Annotated in this window: 5 protein-coding genes; all 5 read left to right on the top strand. The window is 74.0% G+C overall.

Annotation, left to right across the window (positions count from 1 at the left end; all coding sequences use genetic code 11):
- Nucleotides 1-14 precede the first annotated feature (14 nt).
- Genes asnB through BM424_RS20320 form a run of 5 tightly spaced genes read left to right on the top strand, consistent with a single transcriptional unit; the run spans nucleotide 15 to nucleotide 24923 of the window.
- A complete protein-coding gene (asnB, locus tag BM424_RS20300) occupies nucleotides 15-1985 on the top strand; it encodes an asparagine synthase (glutamine-hydrolyzing) (RefSeq protein WP_093420457.1) in 1971 nt (656 codons plus the stop codon).
- Nucleotides 1982-21763, top strand: a complete 19782-nt coding sequence (locus BM424_RS20305) for an SDR family NAD(P)-dependent oxidoreductase (RefSeq protein WP_093420460.1) — start codon at nucleotides 1982-1984, stop codon at nucleotides 21761-21763. Before asnB ends, BM424_RS20305 begins: the two co-directional genes overlap by 4 nt.
- Before the next feature lie 25 nt (nucleotides 21764-21788).
- Entirely contained in the window at nucleotides 21789-22880 is a 1092-nt protein-coding gene (locus BM424_RS20310; RefSeq protein WP_093420462.1) for an NADH:flavin oxidoreductase, read from the top strand.
- Nucleotides 22881-22924: 44 nt separating this feature from the next.
- A complete protein-coding gene (locus tag BM424_RS20315) occupies nucleotides 22925-23686 on the top strand; it encodes an SDR family oxidoreductase (RefSeq protein ID WP_217649772.1) in 762 nt (253 codons plus the stop codon).
- A gap of 40 nt (nucleotides 23687-23726) precedes the next feature.
- Entirely contained in the window at nucleotides 23727-24923 is a 1197-nt protein-coding gene (locus tag BM424_RS20320; RefSeq protein ID WP_093420465.1) for a cytochrome P450, read from the top strand.
- The last annotated feature ends 14 nt before the right edge of the window (nucleotides 24924-24937 follow it).

The following is a 24937-nucleotide window of genomic DNA, read 5'->3' on the forward strand; positions in this document are numbered from 1 at the left end:
CGGGGAGAACCAGCATGTGCGGAATCACGGGCTTCGCGGCTCCGGCGCTGACCGGGCAAGCCGACGAGGTGCTGACCTCGATGCTCGCGCTGATCCACCACCGCGGGCCCGACGAGGCCGGGTACTACGTCGACGACGGGGTGGCGATGGGCACCGCGCGTCTGTCCATCGTGGACATCGACAGCGGTTCGCAGCCGATCGGCGACCCGTCGGAGCGGTTCTGGATCTGCTTCAACGGCGAGCTGTACAACCACGTCGAGCTGCGCGCGGAGCTGGCCGCGCTGGGCCGGCCGTTCCGCACCCGCTCGGACACCGAGGTCGTGCTGCAGGCCTGGATCCAGTGGGGCCCGGACTGCCTGCGGCGGTTCAACGGGGCCTTCGCCTTCGCCCTGCGCGACGCCGAGGCCGACGAGCTGTTCCTGGCGCGCGACCGCTTCGGCAAGCGGCCCCTGTTCTACGTCGACCGGCCCGGTGAGCTGCTGTTCGCCTCGGAGCTCAAGGCGTTCCGCGCGGTGCCCGGATTCCGCTACGAGCTCGACGGGCGCGAACTGGCCTCCACCTACGCGACCTGGACGCCGCTGCCGGACCGGTCCGTCTTCCAGGGCGTGCGGCAGCTGCCGATGGGCTCCTACATGGTCGTGCGGGGCGAGCGCCGCGAGGTGCGCACCTACGAGCCGCTGGCCGTGGACGCCCTGCCGTTCGAGGGCAGCGCGGACGAGGCCGTCGAGCTGGTGCGGGAGAGCCTGCACCGGGCCGTGGAACTGCGGCTGCGCAGCGACGTCGAGGTCGGGGTCTACCTCAGCGGGGGCCTGGACTCCTCGATCGTCACCCAGCTCGCGACCCGGCTCTCGCCGCACCAGGTGCGGACCTTCTCGGTGTCGTTCGAGGACGCCGAGTTCGACGAGTCCCGCCACCAGGAGCTCGTCGCCGACCACCTCGGCACCCGGCACTCCGCGCTGAAGATCACTGGGGCCGACATCGCCGAGCACTTCCCGGACGCCGTCGAGCACGCCGAAGCACCCGCGTTCCGCACCGCGTTCGTGCCGATGTTCCTGCTGTCCCGGCACGTCCGGGACGCCGGCATCAAGACGATCCTCAGCGGGGAGGGCGCCGACGAGGCTTTCCTCGGGTATTCGCTGTTCCGCGAGACGACGCTGCGCGCGGAGTGGTCCGGGTTGACCGAGCAGGAGCGGCTCGACCGGCTGGCCGGGCTCAACCCGGAGCTCGCGCACTTCGGCTCCGCGCACCGCAAGCACCTGCTGGGCCTGTTCGAGCAGTTCGCCACCGAGCGGATGCCGGGCCTGTTCTCGCACGAGATCCGTTACCAGAACGGCAGATTCGCGAGCCGGCTGCTCAAGGACCGGGCCGATCCGTTCGGCGACCTGCTCGCGCTGGTGCGCTACACCCCGGGCTACGCGGAGCTGTCGGCGACGCAGAAGGCCCAGTGGCTGGAGTACAAGACGCTGCTGGCCGGGTACCTGCTGTCGACTCAGGGTGAGCGGATGGGTCTGGCGCACTCGGTGGAGAACCGCTGCCCGTTCCTGGACCCCGAGGTGGTCCGCGCCGCGCGCGCCGTGAACCTGCGCTTCGACGACGGTTCCGAGGAGAAGCGGGTGCTCAAGGACGCGTTCCGCGGCGTGCTGCCGGAGCGCAGCGTCACCCGCCCCAAGCAGCCGTACCGGGCGCCGGGCAGCGCCGCGTTCAAGGACCAGCGCCCGGAGTACCTGGAGCTGCTGCTGTCGGAGAACGAGCTCAGCCGGATCGACCCGATCGATCCCGTCTTCGCCCGCAAGCTCGTCAACAAGATCATGGCGACCCCCGCTCCGGAGATCAGCACCAAGGAGGACCAGGCGTTCGTCCTGCTGCTCTCGACCGCCGTGCTGCACCACCGCTTCGTGCAGGGCGCCGCGGTGCCCGACGTGGCCCTGAACCTGCGCACCACCGTTGATCGGCGGGGACGCACCCGCCTGGGAGGAACCCGATGAGCACCGAGCACTCCGGCGACATCGCGATCACCGGCCTGGCGCTGCGCTTGCCCGGCGCGGACACCCTCGACGAGCTGCACGGCCACCTGGTCGCCGGCCGCTCCCTGATCCGCGAGGTGCCCGCCGAGCGGTGGTCGCAGGAGCGCTGGTTCGGCGATCCGCGTCGCGGCGCCGAGAAGACCAGCAGCATCTGGGGCGGGTTCCTGGAAGGCGCGGACCGGTTCGACGCCGACTTCTTCGCCATCTCGCCGCGCGAGGCCGAGTCCATGGACCCGCAGCAGCGGTTCGCCCTGGAGCTGTCCTGGCAGGCCGTCGAGGACGCCGGGTACCGCGCGGCGGAGCTGGCGGGCACCCGCACCGGCGTGTTCATGGGCGTGTGCCACCAGGACTACGCCGAGCTGATGGAGCGGGAGGGCGCGGTCACCGACGCCTACTTCCCGACCGGCACCGCGTACTCGATCATCGCCAACCGGGTGTCGTACTCGCTGGACCTGCAGGGCCCGAGCATCACCAACGACACCGCCTGCTCCAGCTCGCTGGTGTCGGTCTACGAGGCGGTGTCGGCGCTGCAGCGCGGCGAGTGCGAGCAGGCGCTGGCCGGGGGCGTGAACCTGGTCTGGTCGCCGAAGCACTTCGTGGCCTTCAGCCAGGCGAGCATGTTGTCGCGCACCGGCCGCAGCAAGGCCTTCGACCAGGACGCCGACGGCTACGTGCGCGGTGAGGGCGGCGCGGTGCTGCTGCTGAAACCGCTGGAGCGGGCGGTCGCCGACGGGGACCCGGTGCACGCGGTGATCAAGGGCGTGGCGACCAACCACGGGGGCCGCACCAGCTCGTTGACCGTCACCAACCCCTCGGCTCAGAGCGAGCTGATCGAGGGCCTGTACGCGCGGGCCGGCATCCGGCCGGACAGCGTCAGCTACATCGAGGCGCACGGCCCGGGAACGCAGGTGGGGGACCCGATCGAGGTGGTGGCGCTCAAGCGCGCGTTCGCCGCGCTGCACGAGCGCCACGGCACCGAGCCGCGTCCCGGCAGCACCGGGATCGGCTCGATCAAGACCAACATCGGGCATCTCGAGGGCGCGGCGGGCGTGGCCGGGATGGTCAAGGTGATCGCCGCGATGGCCGGGCGCACCCTGCCCGCGACGGTGCACTTCGAGAAGCAGAACCCGATGATCAAGCTGGACGGCAGCCCGTTCTTCATCGTCGAGGGCACGCAGGAGTGGCCGGACGGCGCGGCGCCGCGACGGGCGGGCGTGAGCTCGTTCGGGTTCGGCGGGACGAACGCGCACGTGGTGCTCGAAGAGCACCCGGACGGCCGCGAGCGCGAGCCGATCCCGGGGCCGCAGCTGGTGCCGTTGTCGGCGAAGAACCCCGACCGCGTGCGCGCGGTCGCGCAGCGGCTGGCCGCGCACCTGCGCGGCCAGGACGGGGAGCTCGCCGACGTCGCCCACACCCTGCAGGTCGGCCGGGAGCCGATGGCCGTGCGGGCGGCGTTCGTGGTGGACGGGATTCCGGAACTCATCGACGCTCTGGAGGAGTTCGCCTCCGGCTCCTCGGACGCGGTCGTGCGCGGTGACGCCGCGGCTCCGGAGCTGCGGGAGGCGGCCGAGCGGTGGGTCGGTGGCGAGGACCTCGACTGGTCCGCGCTGCGCGGTGACGGCCCGCGCCCGCGCCGCGTGCGGCTGCCGGTCTACCCGTTCGACCGGCAGCGGTACTGGTTCCGGGTGCCCGAGCGCTCCCCGGAGACCGGTGGTGCGCTGCACCCGCTGCTGCACCGCAACACCTCGGACCTCGCCGAGCAGCGCTACACCTCGACGTTCACCGGGACCGAGCCGTTCCTGTCCGCGCACCGGGTGGGCGGGGCGCGGGTACTGCCCGCGGTGGCCTACCTGGAGATGGTGCGCGCCGCCGCCGAGCGCGCGTTCGCCGACGGCGCGGCCGGGGTGCCGGTCGTGCGCGGGGCGACCTGGCTGCGGCCGGTCGTGGCCGGTGACGAGCCCGCCGAGGTGAACTTGGCGCTCGTGCCGGGGGAGACCGGTGCCTCCTTCGAGGTGTACGCGGGCGACCGGGACGAGGCGGTGGTGCACGCGCGCGGCTCGGTGGAGATCGCAGCGGTCGACCGGCCCGAACCGGTGGATCTGGACCGGTTGCGGGCGGCGTGCCCGCGGCGGCGCGACGTCGAGGAGGTGTACGCGGAGTTCCGGGAGCAGGGCCTGGAGTACGGCCCGGCGATGCGCGGGTTGCGCGAGATCTTCCCGGGACGGCGGGAGCTGCTGGCGCGCATCGAACCGGGCGCCGAGTCCGGCGATGGTGTCGTGCTCGCGCCCGCTGTGCTCGACGCGGCGTTCCAGGCCTCGGTGGCGCTGCTCGACGCGGATCCGGCGGGTGGCCCGGCGATGCCGTTCGCGCTGGAGAGCCTGGAGGTGTTCGCGCCGTGCACCGCCGAGACCTGGGCGTGGGTGCGGTACCGCGACGGCGCGCCGGACACCTTCGACATCGACCTCTGCGACGCCGGCGGCCAGGTGCGCGCCCGGCTGCGGGGGCTGGTGCAGCGGCGCGACCGGTCGCGCACGCTGGTCACCGCCACGACCGGCTGGGTCGAGCAGGCCGCGTCACCGGAGGCCGACGTGCCCGAGGTGCACGCGTTCTACGCCGGGAAGTCCCTGCCGGACGGGCTCGCGGCGACCCACCTGCCGCTGATCACGCCCGACGGCGCGGGGGAGGGTGTCGAGCGCACGGCGCACCTGCTGCTCGAACGGGTTCAGGAGGTGCTGCGCGGCAGTCCCACCCGTCCGCAGCGGTTCGTCGTGCTCGTCGACGACCGGCTGCCCCGGCACTTCCACGCGTCGCTGACGGGCCTGTTCCGCACGGTTGCGCTGGAGAACCCGCTGGTGTCGGGTCGCGTCGTCCGGGTCGCCGGGACCGCGCGGGTCGCGGAGGTACTGCGGGTCGAGGCCGCGGACGCGAGCGGTGACGCTGAGGTGCACCACGCCGCCGACGGGACCCGCCGGGTGCGGCGCCCGATCGAGGCGGCTCGGCCGGCCGGGCCGCGCGTGCCTGCGCTGCGGGAAGGCGGGGTCTACTGGGTGACCGGTGGGCTCGGCGGTCTCGGGCGGCACGTGGCGCGCTACTTCGCCCGCGCGGGCGCCGTCGTGGTGCTCAGCGGCCGTTCGGCGCCCGGTGCGGCGCTGGAGGAGCTGCGCGAGTCCGGTGTCCACGCCCATCACCTCGTCGCCGACGTCACCGACGCCGAGGACGTGCTGCGCGCGGCGCGGGAGATCGTGCGCGAGCACGGCCGTCTCGACGGGATCGTGCACGCCGCCGGGGTGCTGGCCGACGACTACCTGCTGCGCAAGGACCTGGACGACGTGCGTGGCGTGCTGGCGCCGAAGGTGCGCGGGGCGCTGCACCTCGACGCGGCCTCGCGTGAGCTCGACCTGGACTTCTTCGCCCTGTTCTCCTCGGTCGCCGGGGTCTACGGCGGCACCGGGCAGGCCGACTACGCCGCGGCGAACGCCTTCCTGGACGCCTTCGCCGAGCACCGGCAGGTGCTGGTCTCGGCCGGGGAGCGCACCGGCCGCACGGTCGCGATCAGCTGGCCGCTGTGGGCCGACGGCGGCATGACCGCCGACGAGGTGACCCGGGAGGCGATGCGCCGGCGGCGCGGCTGGGAACCGCTGCCCACCGAATCGGGGCTGCGCGCGCTGGGCGGGCTGCTGGAGGACGGGCCGGAGCACGCGATCGTCGCCTACGGCGCGGATCCCGTTCTCGTGCCCCGGGAAACCACTGCTCCCTCCACTTCGGACAGTGCTGTGGCCGGTGAGCATTCCGCGCAGGAGCTGGCCGCTGGTGCGGTGGTGCTGCTCAAGGACCTGCTCGGGCAGGTGCTGCACCGCGACCCGGACGCCATCGACGGGTCGGTCAACCTCGTCGAGTACGGGATCGACTCGCTGAGCATCCTGGACATGACCACGCGGCTGGAGGACCGGTTCGGCCCGCTGTCGAAGACGCTGTTCTTCGAGCACACCACCCTCGACGGCGTCGCCGGGTACTTCGCCGCCGAACACCCCGGCACCCTCGCGACGCTGCTCGGTGACGCCGGGGCCGAGCTCCCCGAAACTCCTTCCGACACCGGGAAATCCGCCGAGCAGCGGCCCCGGTTCGCCCGCGCCTCGGTCACCGCGGAACCCGCGCACGACCCGCGCGCGCAGCGCCACGACATCGCCGTCATCGGCCTGTCCGGCCGCTACCCCGGAGCCGAGAACCCGGACCTGCTGTGGACGGCGCTGGAGGAGGGCCGCCACGCCTTCACCGAGGTGCCCCGGGACCGGTGGAACCACGACGCGATCTACAGCCCGGACCGGGACGTGCTCGGCAAGAGCTCCATCCGCACCGGCACGTTCCTGGACGGCATCGACGAGTTCGACCCGCGCTACTTCCGGGTCTCCAAGCGCGCCGCCGAGCAGATGTCGCCCGAGGTGCGGCTGTTCCTGCAGGCCGGGGTCCAGGCCCTGGAGGACGCCGGGTACTCCCGCGAAACCCTCCAGCGCGACTACGACGGCGATGTCGGCGTGCTCGCCGGGACGATGAGCAACCACTACAACCTCTACGGCTTCGCCGAGAACCTGCTGCGCGGCGCCCCGGCCAGCGGCAGCTACACCGCGACGCTGCCGAACATGCTGTCCTACTTCTACGGGTTCACCGGGCCCTCGATCTTCGTGGACACCATGTGCTCGGCCGCCTCGACCTGCATCCACCAGGCGGTGCAGATGCTGCGGGCCGGGGAGACCCGGATGGTCGTGGCCGGTGGCGTGAACCTGCTGCTGCACCCCTACAACCTGATCTCCTCGTCGCAGGAGCACTTCACCACCGCCACCTCGGACATCATCCGCAGCTACGGCGTCGGGGCCGACGGCACGATCCTCGGCGAGGGCGTCGGTGCGGTCGTGCTCAAACCGCTGGTCGAGGCCGAGCGCGACGGCGACCACGTCTACGCGGTCATCAAGGGCACCGCGCTGAGCAACGCCGGTGTGCGCAACGGCTTCACGGTGCCCAACCCGCACATGCAGGCCCGCGCCGTCGGCAAGGCGCTCGACGACGCCGGCGTGGACGCCCGCACCATCGGTTACGTCGAAGGCCACGGCTCCGGCACCGCCCTCGGCGACCCGATCGAGGTCAAGGCGCTGACCACGGCGTTCCGCGAGCACACCGCCGACAGCGGCTACTGCGCGCTGGGGTCGGTGAAGTCCAACGTCGGTCACCTGCTCGCCGCGGCGGGCATGGCCGGGTTCACGAAGGTGCTGTTGCAGCTGCGCGCGGGGAAGCTGGCGCCCTCGCTGCACTCCGAGCGGCTGAACCCGGACATCCCGTTCGACGGCACCCCGTTCCGGGTGCAGCGCGAGCTGGCCGACTGGGAACCGATCACCACCACCGACGACGGGCGCCCGGTGGTGCACCCGCGGCGGGCCGGGATCACCTCGATCGGTGCGGGCGGGATGAACTCGCACATCATCGTCGAGGAGCACCCCGGCGCGGTCGAGCGGGAGCCGGGCGACGGCCGCGACGAGCTGTTCGTGTTCTCGGCGATGACCGACCGGGCGTTGCAGGAGTCGCTGACCCGGTTCCGCGCGTTCCTGGCCGCGGCGGAGGAGACCGACCTGTCGGCGATCGCGCACACGCTGCGGGTGGGCAAGAACGAGCTGCCGCGCCGGTGGGCGTTCCTGGCGGCCGACAAGGCGACCGCGCTCGCCGCGGTGGACCGCTACCTGGCCGGCGACCACGACCCGGTGCTGGCCGGTCGGGACGAGCGGGCCGAGACGCCTCGGGAGGTCGCGCGCACCTGGCTGGAGGGCAAGCCGGTGGACTGGAGCCGCGTCGTCGGCGCCCGCCCGCCGCGCCGGGTGTCGCTGCCGTCCTACCCGTTCGAGCGGGTGCGCTGCTGGGTTCCGCAGGACTCCGAGGCGCCCGGTGTGCTGGCGCCGCTGGCATTGCGGGAGAAGGTGCATCCGCTGCTGGGCCGCAACGAGTCCGATGTGGACGGGTTGCGGTTCGGGCTGGACCTGAACTTCGACGACCTGCGGGACTACGCGGTGCAGCGGGACGGTGTTCCCGAGCTGGTCGGGTCCTTCGCGGTCGAGGTGGCGCTGGCTGCGGCACGGGCGGGTGGTTTCGGCGGTCCCGTCGCCGTGCGCGGACTGCGCTCGGCCTCCGTCCCGTGGTCCCGGGCCGCTCGGTTGGTGACCGGGTTCGGCGGGGTGCGGGGTGGCACCGGTTCCGGAGTGGTGTTCTCTGAGGACGCCGCGGGGGAGCGGACTCCGGTCGTCGCGTTCGACGTGCTCCCGGGGGAGCCGGTCTCCGGCTCGGCGGGGCTGCCGCAGGACGTGCGCGGCGCAGCGACCGAGGTGCTGGACCGGGAGCGGATCGCCGCCGAGCTCGCCGAGGGCGGGCTGGTGCACGAGCCGCTGTTCTGCGGTGTCGCGGGGGCCTGCCGGTTGCCGGACGGGCGGCTGGTGCTGGAGGTCGCCGAACCGCAGGTGCGCCGGGACCACGTCCGGCGCAACACGACCTTCGACGCGCCCGTGCTCGCGGCCATCGCGCAGGGCGTGCTGCTGGAGGCCAAGCGCGCCGGCGAACCCCGCTGGCAGCACCGGGTTCTCGAAGTCGTCGACGAGGTCCGGGTGCGGGAAACGCCCGAGATCGCCCACGTCGTGCTGGAACTGCGCGACGGCAGGGGACGCGTGCTGCTGGTCGACCGGGACGGCGGCGTGGCCGGGGAGCTCACCGGCGTGCGCTGCGGTGAGGGCACCGCGCTCGGCGCCGCCGCGCCGACCCCGGCGTTCGCCGCGGTGACCGCCGAGCCGGTCGTGCACGCCCACGCGCCGCAGGAGCCGACCGCGCAGCCGGGAGCGCCGGACGGCGAGCTCGACTCCGTGGTCGATGAGCTGCGGGCGATGGCGGCCGACTTGCTCAAGTTCGAGGTCGACGAGCTCGACCCGCACACCGGCTTCGACGCCTTCGGGTTCGACTCGATCTCGCTGGTCGCCCTGGCCAAGAAGATCCACGCGCGCTTCGGCGTCGAGCTGACCCCGGCGGTGTTCTTCGACGAGTCCACCTTCGACGCCCTCGGCCGCCACCTCCTCGCCGAGCACGGCGACCACGTCCGCGCCAGCGACACCGAGCCCACGGCCACCGTCAGTTCACCTGCGCCCGAACCGATCTCGTCGTCCACTGAGGACCACAAGGCCGACGAGCCGATCGCCATCATCGGTGCCGCGGGCCGGTTCCCCGGAGCGCGGGACCTCGACGAGTTCTGGGCCAACCTGCTCGCCGGCCGCGACTCGGTCGGCCCGTTCCCGGTCGAGCGCTACGACTCCGCCTACGCGCAGGTCATCGCCGAGTCCGACTTCCCCAAGCACGCGGGAACGCTGGAACGGGTCGACGCCTTCGACGCCGGGTTCTTCGGGATCTACCCGCGCGAAGCCGAACTGATGGACCCGCAGCACCGGCTGGCGCTGGAGACCGTCTGGCACGCCGTGGAGGACAGCGGCCGCACCCCGGACGCCCTGCCGCGCGACACCGGCCTGTTCTTCGGCGTCTCCGGCACCGACTACGCGACCCTGCTGCACGCCCACGGCGTCGCACCGGACGCGTTCACCGCCACCGGCAACGCGCACTCGATCCTGGTGAACCGCATCTCCTACCTGCTCGACATCCGCGGGCCCAGCGAGCCGGTGGACACCGCCTGCTCCAGCTCGCTGGTGGCGGTGCACCGCGCGGCCGAGGCGATCCGCTCCGGGGCCTGCGAGCTCGCCATCGCCGGCGGGGTGAACCTGCTGCTGAGCGCCGACACCTTCGTCAGCGCGCACCGGGCCGGGATGCTCAGCCCCGACGGGCGCTGCAAGACCTTCAGCGCCGAGGCGAACGGGTACGTGCGCGGCGAGGGCGTCGGCGCGATCGTGCTCAAGCCGCTGTCGGCGGCCGAGCGCGACGGCGACGCGGTGCTGGCGGTGCTGCGCGGCACCGCCGAGAACCACGGCGGCCGCGCGAACTCGCTGACCGCCCCGAACGCCGACGCCCAGGCCGAGCTGGTGCGCACCGCGCTGGCCGGTCTGGACCCGGCCACCATCGGCTACGTCGAGGCGCACGGCACCGGCACCGCGCTCGGCGACCCGGTGGAGGTGCGGGCGCTGCACAGCGCGTTCGGGCGCGCCGGTGCCGGCAGCGGGCGGACCGGGCTGGGCTCGGTCAAGGCCACCATCGGGCACCTGGAGGCCGCCGCGGGCATCGCCGGGGTGCTCAAGGTGCTGCTGTCGATGCGCCACGGCGTGCTGCCGGCGACCCCGGTCAGCGGTGAGCTCAACCCGCACATCCGCCTCGACGACGGGCCCTTCCGCATCGTGCGGGAGACCGAGCGCTGGGAACCGACCGGTGCCGCGCCGCTGCGGGCGGGGGTGAGCAGCTTCGGCTTCGGCGGTGCCAACGCGCACGTGGTGCTGGAGCAGCACGTCGCCACCGCGCGCCCGGAGGTGGGCGGGCCGGTGCTGGTGCCGCTGTCGGCTCGCACCGACGCGCAGCTGCGGGACGTGGCCCGGAACCTGCTGGCGCACCTGGACAACTCCTCGACGCAGGAGTCGCTGGCCTCGCTGGGCTGGACGTTGCAGAGCGGCCGGGTCGCGCTCGACGAGCGGGCCGGCTGGGTCGTGAACTCCCGCGCGGAGCTCATCGCGCGGCTCGGCGCGTTCCTGGACGGCGACCTCACCGACGGCGTGCGCGGCCGGGTCGCTCGGCGCCCCGGCGGCCTGGCCGAGCGTCCCGCCGGGCCGGACGAGCAGCGGGCCCTCGAACGCGGCGACCTGACGACCGCGCTCGCCGCCTGGGCGGAGGGTGCCGTGCTCGACTGGCGGGTGCTGCACGGCGAGCGCGTGCCGGGGCGGGCGCACCTGCCGACCTACCCGTTCGAGCGGGAGCGCCACTGGATCCCGACTGCCGCGGAACCCGACGCCCCTCAGCCCGCGTCGTCCCCGGACGACGCCGGGGACGACGTCGGCACGACCCTGCTGACGCCGAGGTGGACGCCCCGGCCCGCGAGCGCGGACCGCGCGGCGGTGGGCGAACGCGTCGTGATCACCTGCGGCCCGATCGGTGCGGACCTGTCGATCGCCGGGGTGCGCCACGAGCGGGTCACGAGCGAGAAGTCCCGCGCGGACGGCCGGTTCACCGAGCTGTCCCGGCAGGTCTTCGAGGTGGTGCGCGACCTGGAGCCGCAGACCTCCGCGCTCGTGCAGGTCGTCGCGCCGGCCGACGACGCGACGGGCCCGGCGCTGGCGGGCCTGCTGCGCACCGCCGAGCAGGAGAACCCCCGGCTGGCCGGGCAGGTCCTGCTCCTGCCCGAGGACACCGCGGCCGAGGACGTGCGCAGCGCGCTCGACGACAACGCCACCAGCACCGACGACCTGGTGCTCTACCGCGACGGGACCCGGCACGTGCGGACCTGGCACCGCGCCGAGCCGCCCGCGCGGCACGACACCCCGTGGCGGGCCGGAGGCGTCTACCTGATCACCGGGGGAGCGCGGGGCATCGGCGCGGCCGTGGCCCGCCACATCGCCGCCTCGGTGAGCGGGCCCCGGCTCGTGCTCGCCGGTCGCTCGGCACCCGACGCCGAGGTGGCCGGACTGCTCGACGAGCTTCGCGCGGCCGGTGCGACCGCCGACTACCGGCAGGCCGACGTCTCCCGCTGGGAGGAGACCCGGCACCTGGTGGCGTCGGTGCGCGCCGACGCCGGGGACCTGCACGGCGTCGTGCACTCCGCCGGTGTGGTCCGCGACGCCGCGCTGGCGCGCAAGACCACCGAGGACTGGGACGAGGTGCTGGCCCCGAAGGTCAGCGGCCTGGTGCACCTGGACCGGGCGACCGCGCAGCTGCCGCTGGACTTGCTGATCGCGTTCTCCTCCGGGGCGGGCATCACCGGCAACGCCGGGCAGGCCGACTACGCCGCCGCGAACGCCTTCACCGACGCCTACGCGTCGATGCGCGCGGCCGACCGGCCCGGCCGGACCCTCGCGATCGCCTGGCCGTTGTGGCGCGACGGAGGCATGGCCGTCGACGCGGCCGGGCGGGAGAAGCTGCGGCGCAGCAGGGGACTGGTGCCGATGAACACCACCGACGGACTCGCCGCGCTGGAATCGGCGTGCGCCCTCGACACCCCGCAGGTGTGGGTGCACCACGGCGACCGCACCCGCGCCCCCGGCGAGGTACCGGCGGCCGGTGACGGGTTGCGGCGCGCGGTGCAGCGCAAGCTCGTCGAGCTGTTCGCCGAGACCACGAAGCTGCCCGCCGCCGGGGTCGACCCGGACCGCCAGCTGGCCGCGATGGGCCTGGACTCGATCATGGTGGTGCAGCTCAACCGCGAGCTCGCCCGCGGCTTCGACGGGCTGCCGACGACGCTGTTCTACGAGTTCCCGGCGCTGAGCGCCCTCGCCGCGCACCTCGCCGACGAGCGCACCGCCGAAGCCGCCGCCTGGACCGGGTACTGGCCGGAGGCCGCGCCGCGTCCGGTCGAGTCCCGGCCGGAACCGGTCCCCGCACGGCCCGCCGAAGCCGCCGCCGAGGAGCCGATCGCGATCATCGGCCTCAGCGGCCGCTACCCGCAGGCGCGGAACCTGCCCGAGTTCTGGGAGAACCTGCGCGCCGGGCGCACCTGCATCGGCGAGGTGCCCGCCGACCGCTGGCCGTTGGAGGGCTTCTACGAGCCCGACCGCAAGACCGCGATCGCGACCGGCCGCAGCTACAGCAAGTGGGGCGGTTTCCTGGACGGTTTCGCCGAGTTCGACCCGCGCTTCTTCCGGATCGCCCCGCGCGACGCCTACGCCATGGACCCGCAGGAGCGTCTGTTCGTGCAGGCCGCCTGGGAGGTGCTGGAGGACGCCGGCTACACGCGGGACCTGCTGGCCGAGCGGCACTCCCGCAACGTCGGGGTCTTCGCCGGGGTGACCAAGTCCGGTCACGCCCGCCACGGCGCGGGCCTGCTGCCCTCCGGGGAAGCGGTCGTGCCGGGCCTGTCGTTCGCGTCGCTGAGCGCGCGCACCTCGCACGTGCTGGACCTGCGCGGTCCGAGCATCACGCTGGACACGATGTGCTCGGCGTCGCTGACGGCGGTGCACGAGGCGTGCGAGCACCTGCGTCGCGGCAGCTGCGAGGTCGCCATCGCCGGGGGCGCGAACGTCTACGCGCACCCGCTGGACTACGTCGAGCTGTGCCGCTCGCAGATGCTGTCCGCGGGCCCGGAGTGCCGCAGCTTCGGCGCCGGGGCCGACGGTTTCGTGCCCGGCGAGGGGGTCGGGGCGGTGCTGCTCAAGCCGCTGTCGCGGGCGCTGGCCGACGGCGACCGCGTCGAAGCGGTCGTGCTGGGCAGCAGCGCCAACCACGGCGGCGGCGTCAACGGCTACACCGTGCCCAACCCGGCCGCGCAGGCCGACCTGGTGCGGGACGCGCTGGCTCAGGCCGGGATCTCGGCCCGCGACGTCGGCTGCGTCGAGGCGCACGGCACCGGCACCGAGCTCGGCGACCCGATCGAGATCGCCGGGCTGACCAAGGCGTTCGGCGCGGACACCGGCGATCTCGGGTTCTGCGCGCTGAGCTCGGTGAAGTCGGGGATCGGGCACCTGGAGGCCGCGGCGGGCATCGCCGGGCTGACCAAGGCGGTGCTGCAGCTGCGGCACCGGACGCTGGCGCCGAGCCTGCACGCCGACGAGCCCAACCCCGGCATCTCCTTCGAGCGCACCCCGTTCTTCCTGCAGCGCGAAGCGCGGGAGTGGGACTCCGACCGGCCGCGCGTCGCCGCGGTGTCCTCGTTCGGCGCGGGCGGGTCGAACGCCCACGTGATCGTCGCCGAGCACGTCGCCGAGCCCGAACCGGCGGGCAGCGCGGGCGAGCAGCTGGTGGTGCTGTCGGCGCGGACCGAGGAGGAGCTGCGCCGCGCCGCCGGACACCTGGTGTCCTACGTGGACGCTGCGGAGCCGGATCTGGCGGCGTTGGCGCACACCACGCGCACCGGGCGCGAGGCGATGGCCGAACGCCTGGCCGTGGTGGTCTCCTCCGCGCAGCAGCTGCGGCGGGTGCTGGCCCAGGTCGCCGGGGGCGACTTCGCGGGCGTGCACCGGGGCACGGCGGACCGCCCGCAGGGCGCGCTCGCGGTGATCTCGGCCGATCCGGAGCTGCGCGAGCAGCTGGTGCGGCGCTGGGCCGCCACCGGCGAGCTGGACAAGCTCGCCGCGCTGTGGGTCGACGGGGTGCGGCTGGACTGGCGCGCCCTCGACGGCGACGGGACGCGTCCGCCGCGGCCGATCTCGATGCCGACCTACCCGTTCTCCCGGGAGCGCTACTGGATCGGGGACCTGCCGCCGGCCGCGGTCGCCGGAGCCGACCCGAACCGCGCGGACCAGGTGGTGGAGCCGGTGCCGAGCACCGCGCCCGCGGCGGTTCCGGACGCCACGCCCGCCGAGCCGCCGAAGCTGGAGGTGGTGGTGCCGCGGCTGGTGCGGGAGAAGCTGGCCGGGGCGCTGGCGATGCGCCCGGACGAGATCGACGGCGAGCATGCCTTCGCCGACTACGGCCTCGACTCGATCCTCGGGGTGCGCGTGGTGCACGAGCTCAATGACGCGCTGTCGCTGGAACTGTCCACCAACGCGATCTACGACTTCAGCTCCGCCGACCGGCTGGTCGAGCACCTGCTGACCGAGCACGCCGCCGACATCCGGCTCGCCGAACCGCTGACCGAATCTCCAGCGGAATCCGAAAGTGGTGTCGTGGAACGGGTATCGGCGGAAGGAGTGTCCATATCGGAGTCAAGGTCGAGCGGTGATCCGGGGGAGCCGATCGCGGTGGTCGGGATGAGCGGCCGGTTCGCCGGTTCCGCCGACCTCGACGAGCTCTGGGAGCATCTCGCCGCCGGGCACGACCTCGTCACCCCGGTGACCCGCTGGGACCTCGGCGACAGCGACACCGGCGAGCAGCGCTGCGAGCACGGCAGCTTCGTGGACGGCATCGACGAGTTCGACCCGCTGTTCTTCACCATCTCCGGCGTCGAGGCCGCCGTGATGGACCCGCAGCAGCGCCTGCTGCTGGAGGAGTCCTGGAAGGCCCTGGAGGACGCCGGCTACGCCGGGACGATGGGCCGTCGCCGCTGCGGGGTGTACGTGGGGGCGTGGGCCGGGGACTACCAGGACCTGCTCGCCCACGAGAGCCCGGCGCAAACCCTGTGGGGCAACATGACCTCGGTCATCCCGAGCCGGGTGTCGTACTTCCTGGACCTGCGGGGACCGGCGATCGCGGTCGACACCTCCTGCTCCAGCTCGCTGGTCGCGATCGACCTGGCCTGCAAGGACCTGCGTGCCGGGGAGACCTCGATGGCGCTGGCGGGCGGGGTGTTCCTGCAGTCCACGCCCCGGCTGTACCGGCTGGCCGGGCGGGCCGGGATGCTCTCGCCGACCGGGCGCTGCCGCACCTTCGACCACCGCGCGGACGGGTTCGTGCCGGGCGAGGGCGTGGGGGTGCTGGTGCTCAAGCGGCTCTCCGACGCGCTCGCCGACGGCGACCACGTGCACGGTGTGATCCGCGGTTCCGGCGTCGGCCAGGACGGGGCGACCAACGGCATCACCGCCCCGAGCTCGGTGTCCCAGGAACGCCTGCTGCGCGAGGTCCACGAGGAGTCCGGGGTCGACGTCGAGCGCATCGGCCTGGTCGAGGCCCACGGCACCGGCACGCCGCTCGGCGACCCGATCGAGTTCCAGGCCCTGCAGCGGGCCTTCCGCGCCCGCACGGACCGGTCCGGTTACTGCGCGGTGGGTTCGATCAAGACCAACATCGGGCACAGCCAGTACGCCGCGGGTGTCGCGGGCGTGATCAAGGTGCTGCTGTCGATGCGGCACGAGCAGATCCCCGCCGCGCTGCACTTCGAGCGGGCGAACCCGGAGATCCGCCTGGACGGCAGCCCGTTCTACGTCAACACCCGCACCCAGAAGTGGGCCGCCGAGGCGGGCCCGCGCTGCGGCGTGGTGAGCTCGTTCGGCGCCAGCGGCACCAACGCCCACGTCGTGCTGGAGGAAGCACCGGCGCCGCGCCGGTCGGCCGCGCCGCGGCGGGCCGCGCACCTGGTCGTGCTCTCTGCCCGGTCCCGCGACCAGCTCGCCGAGCAGGTGGCGCGGCTGGCGGCGCACTGCCGCCGCGATCCCGCCGTGGACTGCGGGGACCTGGCCCACACGCTGCTGGCCGGGCGCGCGCACTTCGAGCACCGCTTCGCCTGCGTCGCCGGCGATGTCGCGGAGCTGATCGAGGTGCTCGACGGCGGGCTCGACTCCCCGCGCGCCCGCACCGGCCGCAAGCAACCCGGCGCGGGGGACGCGGCCGAGCAATTGCGCCGCTGCCGGGAGGCCGACGGCGCCGCGCTGCGCGCCGAGCTCGACGCACTGGCCGAGCGCTACGTCGCCGGTGCCGCGCTGGACGCCGCCGAGCTGTTCCCGGCGGGCGCGTACCTGCGGGTCCCGCTGCCGACCTACCCGTTCGCCCGCGAGCGGTACTGGCCGGAAACCCGGGACGGCGGCCCGGAAACCCCTCCCGCAGCGGAGGAGACGACGCGCAGCGAGTTCGTGGTGACCGGGTCGGAACCGCACGTCCGCGACCACCGGGTGCAGGGCCGCAGGGTGCTGCCTGCCGTGGCCTACCTGGAGCGGGCGCGGCAGGCCGGTGAGCGCGTCCTCGGCGCCGATCCGGTGCTGCGCGACGTGACCTGGGTGCGGCCGCTGACCGTCGAGGACGGCCCGGTGACCGCGGAAGTCCGCGTCGAACCGGCCGGTTCCGGGTTCACCTTCGAGATCGCCGCCGAGTCCGGCGGTGAGCGGGCGGTGCGCTGCGCGGGACGCCTCACCGGAGGCGGCGGCGCGGCACCGGAACCGGTGGACCTGGCGGCGCTGCGCGAGGAGTGCCCGACCCCGGTCTCCGCCGAGCGGATCCGGGACGCCCTGGCAGGCATGGGCATCGAGCACGGACCCGCGTTGCGGGCCGTGGCCCTCGCCCACGTCGGGCGCGGCGTCGTGCTCGCCGAGCTGCGCGCCCCGGCCGAGCGCACCCGCTCGGTCCTCGACCCGGCGCTGCTCGACTCGGCGATCCAGGCCTCGATCGCGCTGCAGCTCGCCGACGGCGATGCGGCGACCACGACCGCGGTGCCGTTCGCGCTGGAGTCCCTGCAGCGGTTCGGCCCGTGCGAGGAGCGGATGTGGGCGGTGGTCCGGGCTTCCGGCGAACCCGGCCCGCTGAGCAGGCTCGACGTCGACCTGGTCGACACCGCCGGCGCTGTGCGCGTGCGGATGGCGGGCTACACCTCCCGCCGCGCACCCGCCCCGGAACAGCAGGCGGCCCCGGAGCAGGCGGTGCCCGCGCTGTTCGAGCCGGTGTGGGAACCGGTCGGTGCGGCCGAGTTCGGCGCGCCGCTGCCGAGCGCCGCGGACCGCGTCCTCGTCGTCGGCGGCACCGAGGCGCAGCGCGCGGCGGTGGCCGCCGCGCACCCGGCGGCGCTGGGCTGGAACCTCCCCAGCACGGCCGAGGTCGAGGAGATCGCGGCAGCGCTGGCCGAGCTCGGGCCGATCGACCACCTGGTCTGGCTCGCCCCCGAGGCACCGCTGCCGACCGGCGCGACCGCGCTCACCGCGGCCCAGGAGACCGGCGTGCTCGCCGCCTTCCGGATGCTCAAGGCGCTGCTGCGGTCCGGTTTCGACGGCCGCGACCTCGGCATCACGCTGCTCACCCGCCGTGCGGTGCCCACCTGCGCCGACGACCCGGTCGAGCCCGCCCACGCCGGGCTGCACGGGCTGTTCGGCTCGGCGGCCCGCGAGTACCCGCACTGGCGGGTGCGCCGCGTCGACGTCGACGGCGAGGTGTGGCCTGCGGACCTGACGACCCTGACGGCGAGCCCCGACGACGTGTGGGTCCGGCGCAGCGGCCAGTGGCTGCGGCGCAGGCTCGTGCCCGCCGAATCGGCGACCGCACCGTCCGAAACCTACCGCCGCGACGCCGTTTTCGCGGTGATCGGCGGGGCCGGTGGGCTCGGCGTCGAGTGGACCCGGCACGTCGTCGAGCACTACGGCGCGACCGTGGTGTGGATCGGCCGCCGGGAGCGCGACGAGGACATCGAGCGCAAGCTGGCGAGCATCCCCGGCGAGGTCCACTACCTCAGCGCCGACGCCACCGACCCGGCGGCGCTGCGCGCGGCCCGCGAGGAGATCATCGCCCGCTGCGGCCCGATCCGCGGCCTCGTGCAGGCGGCCCTGGTGCTGCGGGACCAGAGCCTCGCGCGGATGAGCGAGCGGGACTTCCGCGCCGGGCTGGCCGCCAAGGTGGACGTCAGCGCCGCCGCGGCCGAGGTCTTCGCCGACGATCCGCTGGACTTCGCGCTGTTCTTCTCCTCGCTGCAGTCGTTCACGACCGCGGCCGGGCAGAGCAACTACGCGGCCGGCTGCTTGTTCGCCGACTCCTACGCGCACGACCTCGGGCAGCGCTGGAACTGCCCGGTCAAGGTGGTGCACTGGGGCTGGTGGGGCAGCGTCGGCAGCGTCGCGACGGAGTTCTTCGCCCGCCGGATGCGCGGCTGGGGCCTGCGCTCGATCGAACCCGCCGAGGGCATGGCGGCGCTCGACGAGCTGTTTGCCGCACCCCAACGGCAGCTCAGCTACATCGGGACCACCGCGCCCGACGCGCTCGACGTCGTCGACCCCGGCACCCGCAGTACCGCCTACGCCCGGACCGGCGAGCGCGTCGACCCGGAGCTGCTGCGCTCGCGCGGCGCGCTCGGCGACGGCCCGCTGCTGGACTCCCTCGCCCGGTGGCGCAGCACCGAACGCGACCCGCTGCTGGCGCGGGTGCTGCGGGCCCACCTGGCGGAACTGGGCATCACCGAATCCGCCGCGCACGCCGACGTGACCGCTCTGCGGGAGCGCGCCGGGATCCGGGAGCAGTACACGAGCTGGCTGGAGCACGCCCTGCGGGCCACGCCGGACGCGGCGGAGCCGCTGGAGGAGGTCACCGGCGAATGGCGGCGGACGGCCGCCGAGTGGCAGCGCGACCCCGACAAGGCCGCCGAGGTCCGGCTGGTCAGCGCCACGCTCGCCGAGCTGCCCGCGATCCTGACCGGCCGCACCCCGGCCACCGATGTGCTGTTCCCGCGCGGCTCGGTGGAACTGGTGGAGGGCTGCTATCGGGACAACCGGCTCGCCGACGCCTTCAACCGGGCGCTGCGCGAGGCCGCGGTCGCCGTCGTCGCCGAGCGGGTGCGCCGGGAACCGGGAGCGAAGCTGCGGATCCTGGAGATCGGCGCCGGAACCGGCGGCACCAGCGCGGGCATGTTCACCGCGCTGCGGCCCTACCAGGACAGCATCGAGACCTACACCTACACGGACCTGTCGAAGGCGTTCCTCAACCACGCCCGCACCGCCTACGGGCCCGACGTGCCGTACCTGGAGTGCGCGCTGTTCGACGCCGAGCGGCCGCTGGCCGGGCAGGACGTCGAACCCGGCAGCTACGACCTGGTGATCGCCGCCAACGTGCTGCACGCCACCCGGGACACCCGCAACACCCTGCGCAACGCGAAAGCGGCGCTGCGCGACGGCGGGTGGCTGCTGCTCAACGAGCTCGCCGCGTTCGACGTGTTCACCCACCTGACCTTCGGCCTGCTCGACGGCTGGTGGCTGTTCGAGGACACCGCGCTGCGGGTGCCGGGGTCCCCGGCGCTGTCGCCGGACAGCTGGCGCGCCGTGCTGGCGGGGGAGGGGTTCTCCTCGGTGGTGCAGGTGCTGCCGGAGGCGCTGCCGCTGGGGCAGCAGATCATCGCCGCCGAGAGCGACGGGATCGCCCGGCAGCGGCTCGTCGAGGGCGAGGAACCGCCCGCGGCAGCACCGCGGCCCGCGCACGGCGGGAGCGCGTCGGTGGCCGCCCCGGCGGCGAGCCCGCTCGGCGGAGCCGTCCCGGCCGCACCGACGCCCCGCGAAACCCCGTGTGCGGACCGGCCCACCGGGAATCCGGTAGACCGCGTCCGGGAACGCGCCGCCGCCGTCCTGCACCTGCCGGTGGACCGGATCGACCCGGCCGTACCGCTGACGGACTACGGGCTGGATTCGATCCTGGTGCTGCAGCTGGTCAACGCCCTGCGTGAAGACGTACCGGAGATCTCACCCGCGATGGTCTTCGACGCCGGGACGATCGACGGCATCGCCGCCCTCGCCCCGAGCGGCCCGGCACCCGAACCGCAGCACGCGGCCGAACCCGACCTGGCCGAGCGGATCCGGCAGCGGGCCGCGTCCGTGCTCGGCGTCGCCGCCGACCGGATCGACCCGGCCGCGCCGCTGACGGACTACGGCCTGGATTCGATCCTGGTGCTGCAGCTGGTCAACGCGCTGCGCGAGGACCTGCCGGAGATCTCGCCGGCGATGGTCTTCGACGCCGGGACGATCGACGGACTGCTCGCCCGCAGCGGCTCGCGGCGGCGGTGGGAGCTGTCCGGCAGCCAGCGGCTCATCCACCGCGACCACGTGCGCTGGGGCGGGTCGAGCACCTACAACCTGCCGCTGCTGTTCGAGATCGGCGGTGAGCTCGACGAAGCGGCGCTGGAACGGGCCGTGCGAGAGCTGGCCCGGCTGCACCCGGTGCTCACCGCCGCGCTCGTCGAGCAGAGCGGCGCGCCGCAGCTCGAACTCGACCCGTCCCGGACGCCCGCGTTCCAGCGGATCGAGCTGCGCGCGGCCACCCGGGACGAGCAGCTGGCCGCGCTGCGCGAGCTGGTGGCCGAGGAGTTCGACCTGGCCACCGGGCCGCTGGTGCGGGCGCACCTGGTCGGGCTGCCCGACCGCCGTCGGCTGCTGCTGATCACCGCGCACCACCTGCTGCTCGACGGCACCTCGACCGCGCTGCTCGTGCGCGACCTGCAGGACGCCTACCGCGGCACCGCGACACCACCGCGCGCCACCTTCGGCGACTTCACCGCGTGGGAGCGGGACCTGCTGGACGGCCCGGCATCCCGCGCGCACCGGGAGCACTGGCTGCGCGAACTGGACGGCGCGCCCGCCCACCTCGCGCTGCCCTGCGACCGGCGGCCCGACCCGGACCGGATGCCCCGCATCCGCGTGCTGACCCGGGAAGTCCCGGCGCAGCAGGCCGAGGCGCTCGCGACCTGGGCCGCGCGGCACCGATCGGGCCTGGCGACCGCCCTGTTCGCCACCTGGGTGGCCTTCCTCGGGAAGGTCACCGGTCAGCGCGACCTCGTCGCGGGGATGACCGCGGCGGCCCGCCCCGAGGAGCGGTTCCAGGACGTCGTCGGCCAGTTCGCCACCCGGCTGCCGATCCGCTGCACCACCACCGGCGATCCCGGGCAGGTGCTGGAGTCGTTGCGGGACACCGTGCTCGCCGCGATCGAGCACAGCGCCTACCCGCTGCCGGAGATCGCCCGCGCGCTGGGGCGGGAGGACGAGCCGCTGGCGCGGACGAACTTCCTGTTCCAGAACTTCGCCGGAGCCGGTCTGCTCACCGGCGAGACGACGGGGGAGCCGCAGCTGCGGCCCTTCGCCGACCTGCCCTACACCGGGGAGCACGCGCTCGCCGCGGAGGTCTACCGCAGCGGCGCCGGCTTCAAGGTCTTCCTCAAGTACGACGCGAACCTCTTCGACGACACCACCGCGCAGCGGCTGGCCGACGAGTGGTTCGCCACGCTGCGCGCCGAAACCGACGCGCTGGAACCGTGATTCCCGACCCTGGATGGGAGAAGCGATGGCTACTCTGGACGAACCGTTCGCGGTGGGCGACCTGCACCTGCGCAACCGCATCGCGATGGCCCCGATGACCCGGATGCAGTCGCCCGGCGGCGTGCCGGGACCCGACGTCGCCGACTACTACGCCCGCCGCGCCCGCCACGGCGTCGGGCTGATCTTCACCGAGGGCACCTACATCGGCCGCCCGCAGGCCGTCGAGCACGAGGGCGTGCCGCTCTTCCACGGCGAGAAGGCCCTGGCCGGGTGGCGGGAGGTGGCCCAGCGCGTGCACGACGCGGGCGGCCGGATCGTCCCGCAGCTGTGGCACACCGGCCTCACCCGCGGCGACCTCGACCCGCCCGCCGAGGGGCCCTCCGGGATCGGCCTGGACGGCACCCCGCACGGGGTCGCGATGACCCGGCAGGACCTCGACGCGGTGATCGCGGCCTTCGCCGAGGCCGCCGCTCAGGCCGAAAGTCTCGGGTTCGACGGGGTCGAGGTGCACGGCGCGCACGGCTACCTCATCGACTCGTTCCTGTGGGAGCGCACCAACCGCCGCACCGACGGCCTCGGCGGCGACGCGGCCTCCCGCGCCCGCTTCGCCACCGAGATCGTCCAGGCCGTCCGCGCCGCCGTCAGCCCCGGATTCCCGGTGTTCTTCCGGTTCTCGCAGTGGAAGGTCGGCCACTACGACGCGAAGATCGCGGAGAACCCGGACGAGCTCGCGGCGCTGCTGAACCCGCTGGCCAAGGCCGGTGTGGACGTCTTCCACGCCTCCACCCGCCGCTACTGGCTGCCGGAGTTCGACGGCAGCGACCTCAACCTGGCCGGCTGGGCCCGCAAGCTCACCGGAAAGCCGTCGGTGACGGTCGGTTCCGTCGGGCAGGCCCAGCAGTTCGGCGACGGCGGCGGTCTCGCCGAGGGCTACACCACCGAGTCCGGGGTCACCGGCATCGAGGAGCTGCGCGAGCGCCTCGCCCGCGACGAGTTCGACCTCGTCGCCGTGGGCCGGACCCTGCTGTCCAACCCGGACTGGGCCGACAAGGCGCTGCGCGGCGACCTCAGCGACATCAAGCCCTACGACCCCGCGGTGCTGGCGACTCTCTCCTGAACCGACCGCAGCTCCCGGAATTCCGACCAGGGAAGGACATCGACTTGAGCAACGACGAGCTCACCGGCAAGCGCGCGGTGGTCACCGGCGGCAGCCGCGGCATCGGCGCCGCCATCGCGCAGAACCTCCTCGACGCGGGCGCCACCGTGGTCACCGCCGCGCGCAGCGCCACCGACCAGACCCCGCCCGCCTCGAAGTTCATCGCCGCCGACCTCAGCACCCCGGACGGCGTGGAGGCGTTCGCCGAATCCGCGCTGGGCGTGCTCGGCGGCGTCGACATCGTGGTGAACTGCGCGGGCGGCTGCCGCTCCTTCCAGACCGCCCTGGAGATCGAGAACGACTGGCAGCACACGATGAACGTGAACTTCCTGTCGGCGGTGCGGCTCAACGCCGCGCTCGTGCCCTCGATGCGGGAGGCCGGCGGTGGCGTGATCGTGCACATGTCGTCCACCGCGACGATCTCCTCGTACCCGATGATCCTGCACTACGCGGCCGCCAAGTCCGCGCTGGAGGTCTACAACAAGGGCCTCGCCGTCGAACTCGCCCCGCAGGGCATCCGCGTGGTGTCGCTGTGCCCCGGCAACGTCGAAACCCCGGGCGCCGACGCCGCGCGCGACCAGATCGTCGACTACCTCGGTCTCGACCCCGACGACGACCACGCCCAGCGGTGGGCCGACGAGGTCCCGCTCGGCCGGATCGGCCGCTCGCAGGACATCGCCGACGCCGTCAGCTTCCTCGTCTCCGACCGCGCCTCCTGGATCACCGGCAGCAACCTGGTGATCGACGGTGGCAAGAGCGCGATGTGACCGGCACCCCGACCACCCCACAGGCGGAAGGACGCACGCCATGACGTCGACACAGCACGAGGTTCCCGACTACCCGTTCGCCCCGCCGGACCGGCTGAAGGCCGATCCCGAGGCGCTGCGGCTCTCCGGTGCGCACCCGGTGCTGCGGGTGCGCCTGCCCTACGGCGGCGAAGGCTGGCTGGTGACCCGGCACGCCGACGTGCGCACCGTGCTCGCCGACCCCCGGTTCAGCAGGGCCGCCGCGGTCGGCCCGGACGTGCCGCGCACGGTCGCGGCCGGACTGCCCGGTTCCTCCATGCTCAGCATGGATCCGCCCGAGCACAGCAGGCTGCGCCGCCCGGTCGCCAAGGTGTTCACCGCCCGCCGCGTCGAGGACCTGCGCCCCCGCGCCCAGGAGGTCCTCGACGACCTGCTGGAGCGCATGATCGCGGCGGGCCCGCCCGCGGACCTGACCGCGGCGCTGACCTGGACGCTGCCGATCACCGTGATGTGCGAGCTGCTCGGCGTGCCGCTGGCCGACCGCGAGCACTTCACCACCTGGGTGGACCGGCTGCTGATCTTCTCCGACCCGGCCGAGTCGGCGCGGGCGCGCGAGCAGCTCAACGAGTACCTGATCGGGCTCATCGCCGAACGCCGCACCGCACCCGCCGAGGACCTGCTCAGCGCCCTGGTTCAGCTCACCGGCGAGGACGGCGGGCTCACCGACGAGGACCTGGTCAGCATCGGCGTCAGCCTGCTCTCGGCCGGGCACGAGGCCACCGCCAACCAGCTCGCCAACTTCGTCTACACGCTGCTGATGCACCCCGAGGTGTGGCAGCGGATCGTCGCCGACCCGTCGCTGGTGCCGGGCGCGGTCGAGGAGCTGTCCCGGTTCGTGTCCAACAGCGCCACCGCCGGGTTCACCCGCATCGCCACCGAGGACGTGGACTTCGGCGGCACCACCGTGCGCGCCGGGGACGCGGTGGTCTGCGAACTCGGGGTGGCCAACCGGGACCCGGAGGTCTTCGCCGAGCCCGACGTGCTCGACATCCACCGCGGCCCGGTCCCGCACGTGACCTTCGGGCACGGGCTGCACCACTGCCTCGGCGCCCAGCTGGCCCGGATGGAGCTGCGGATCGTGCTGGAGACCCTGGCGGCGCGGCTGCCCGGGCTGCGCCTGGCCGCACCCGAGCAGGAGCTGACCTGGCGCGCCGACCGCCTCATCCGCGGACTGCACACCCTGCCGGTGACCTGGTGACCCGCCCGAACGCT

This window comes from Saccharopolyspora flava, assembly GCF_900116135.1.
In the GTDB taxonomy this organism is placed as follows: domain Bacteria; phylum Actinomycetota; class Actinomycetes; order Mycobacteriales; family Pseudonocardiaceae; genus Saccharopolyspora; species Saccharopolyspora flava.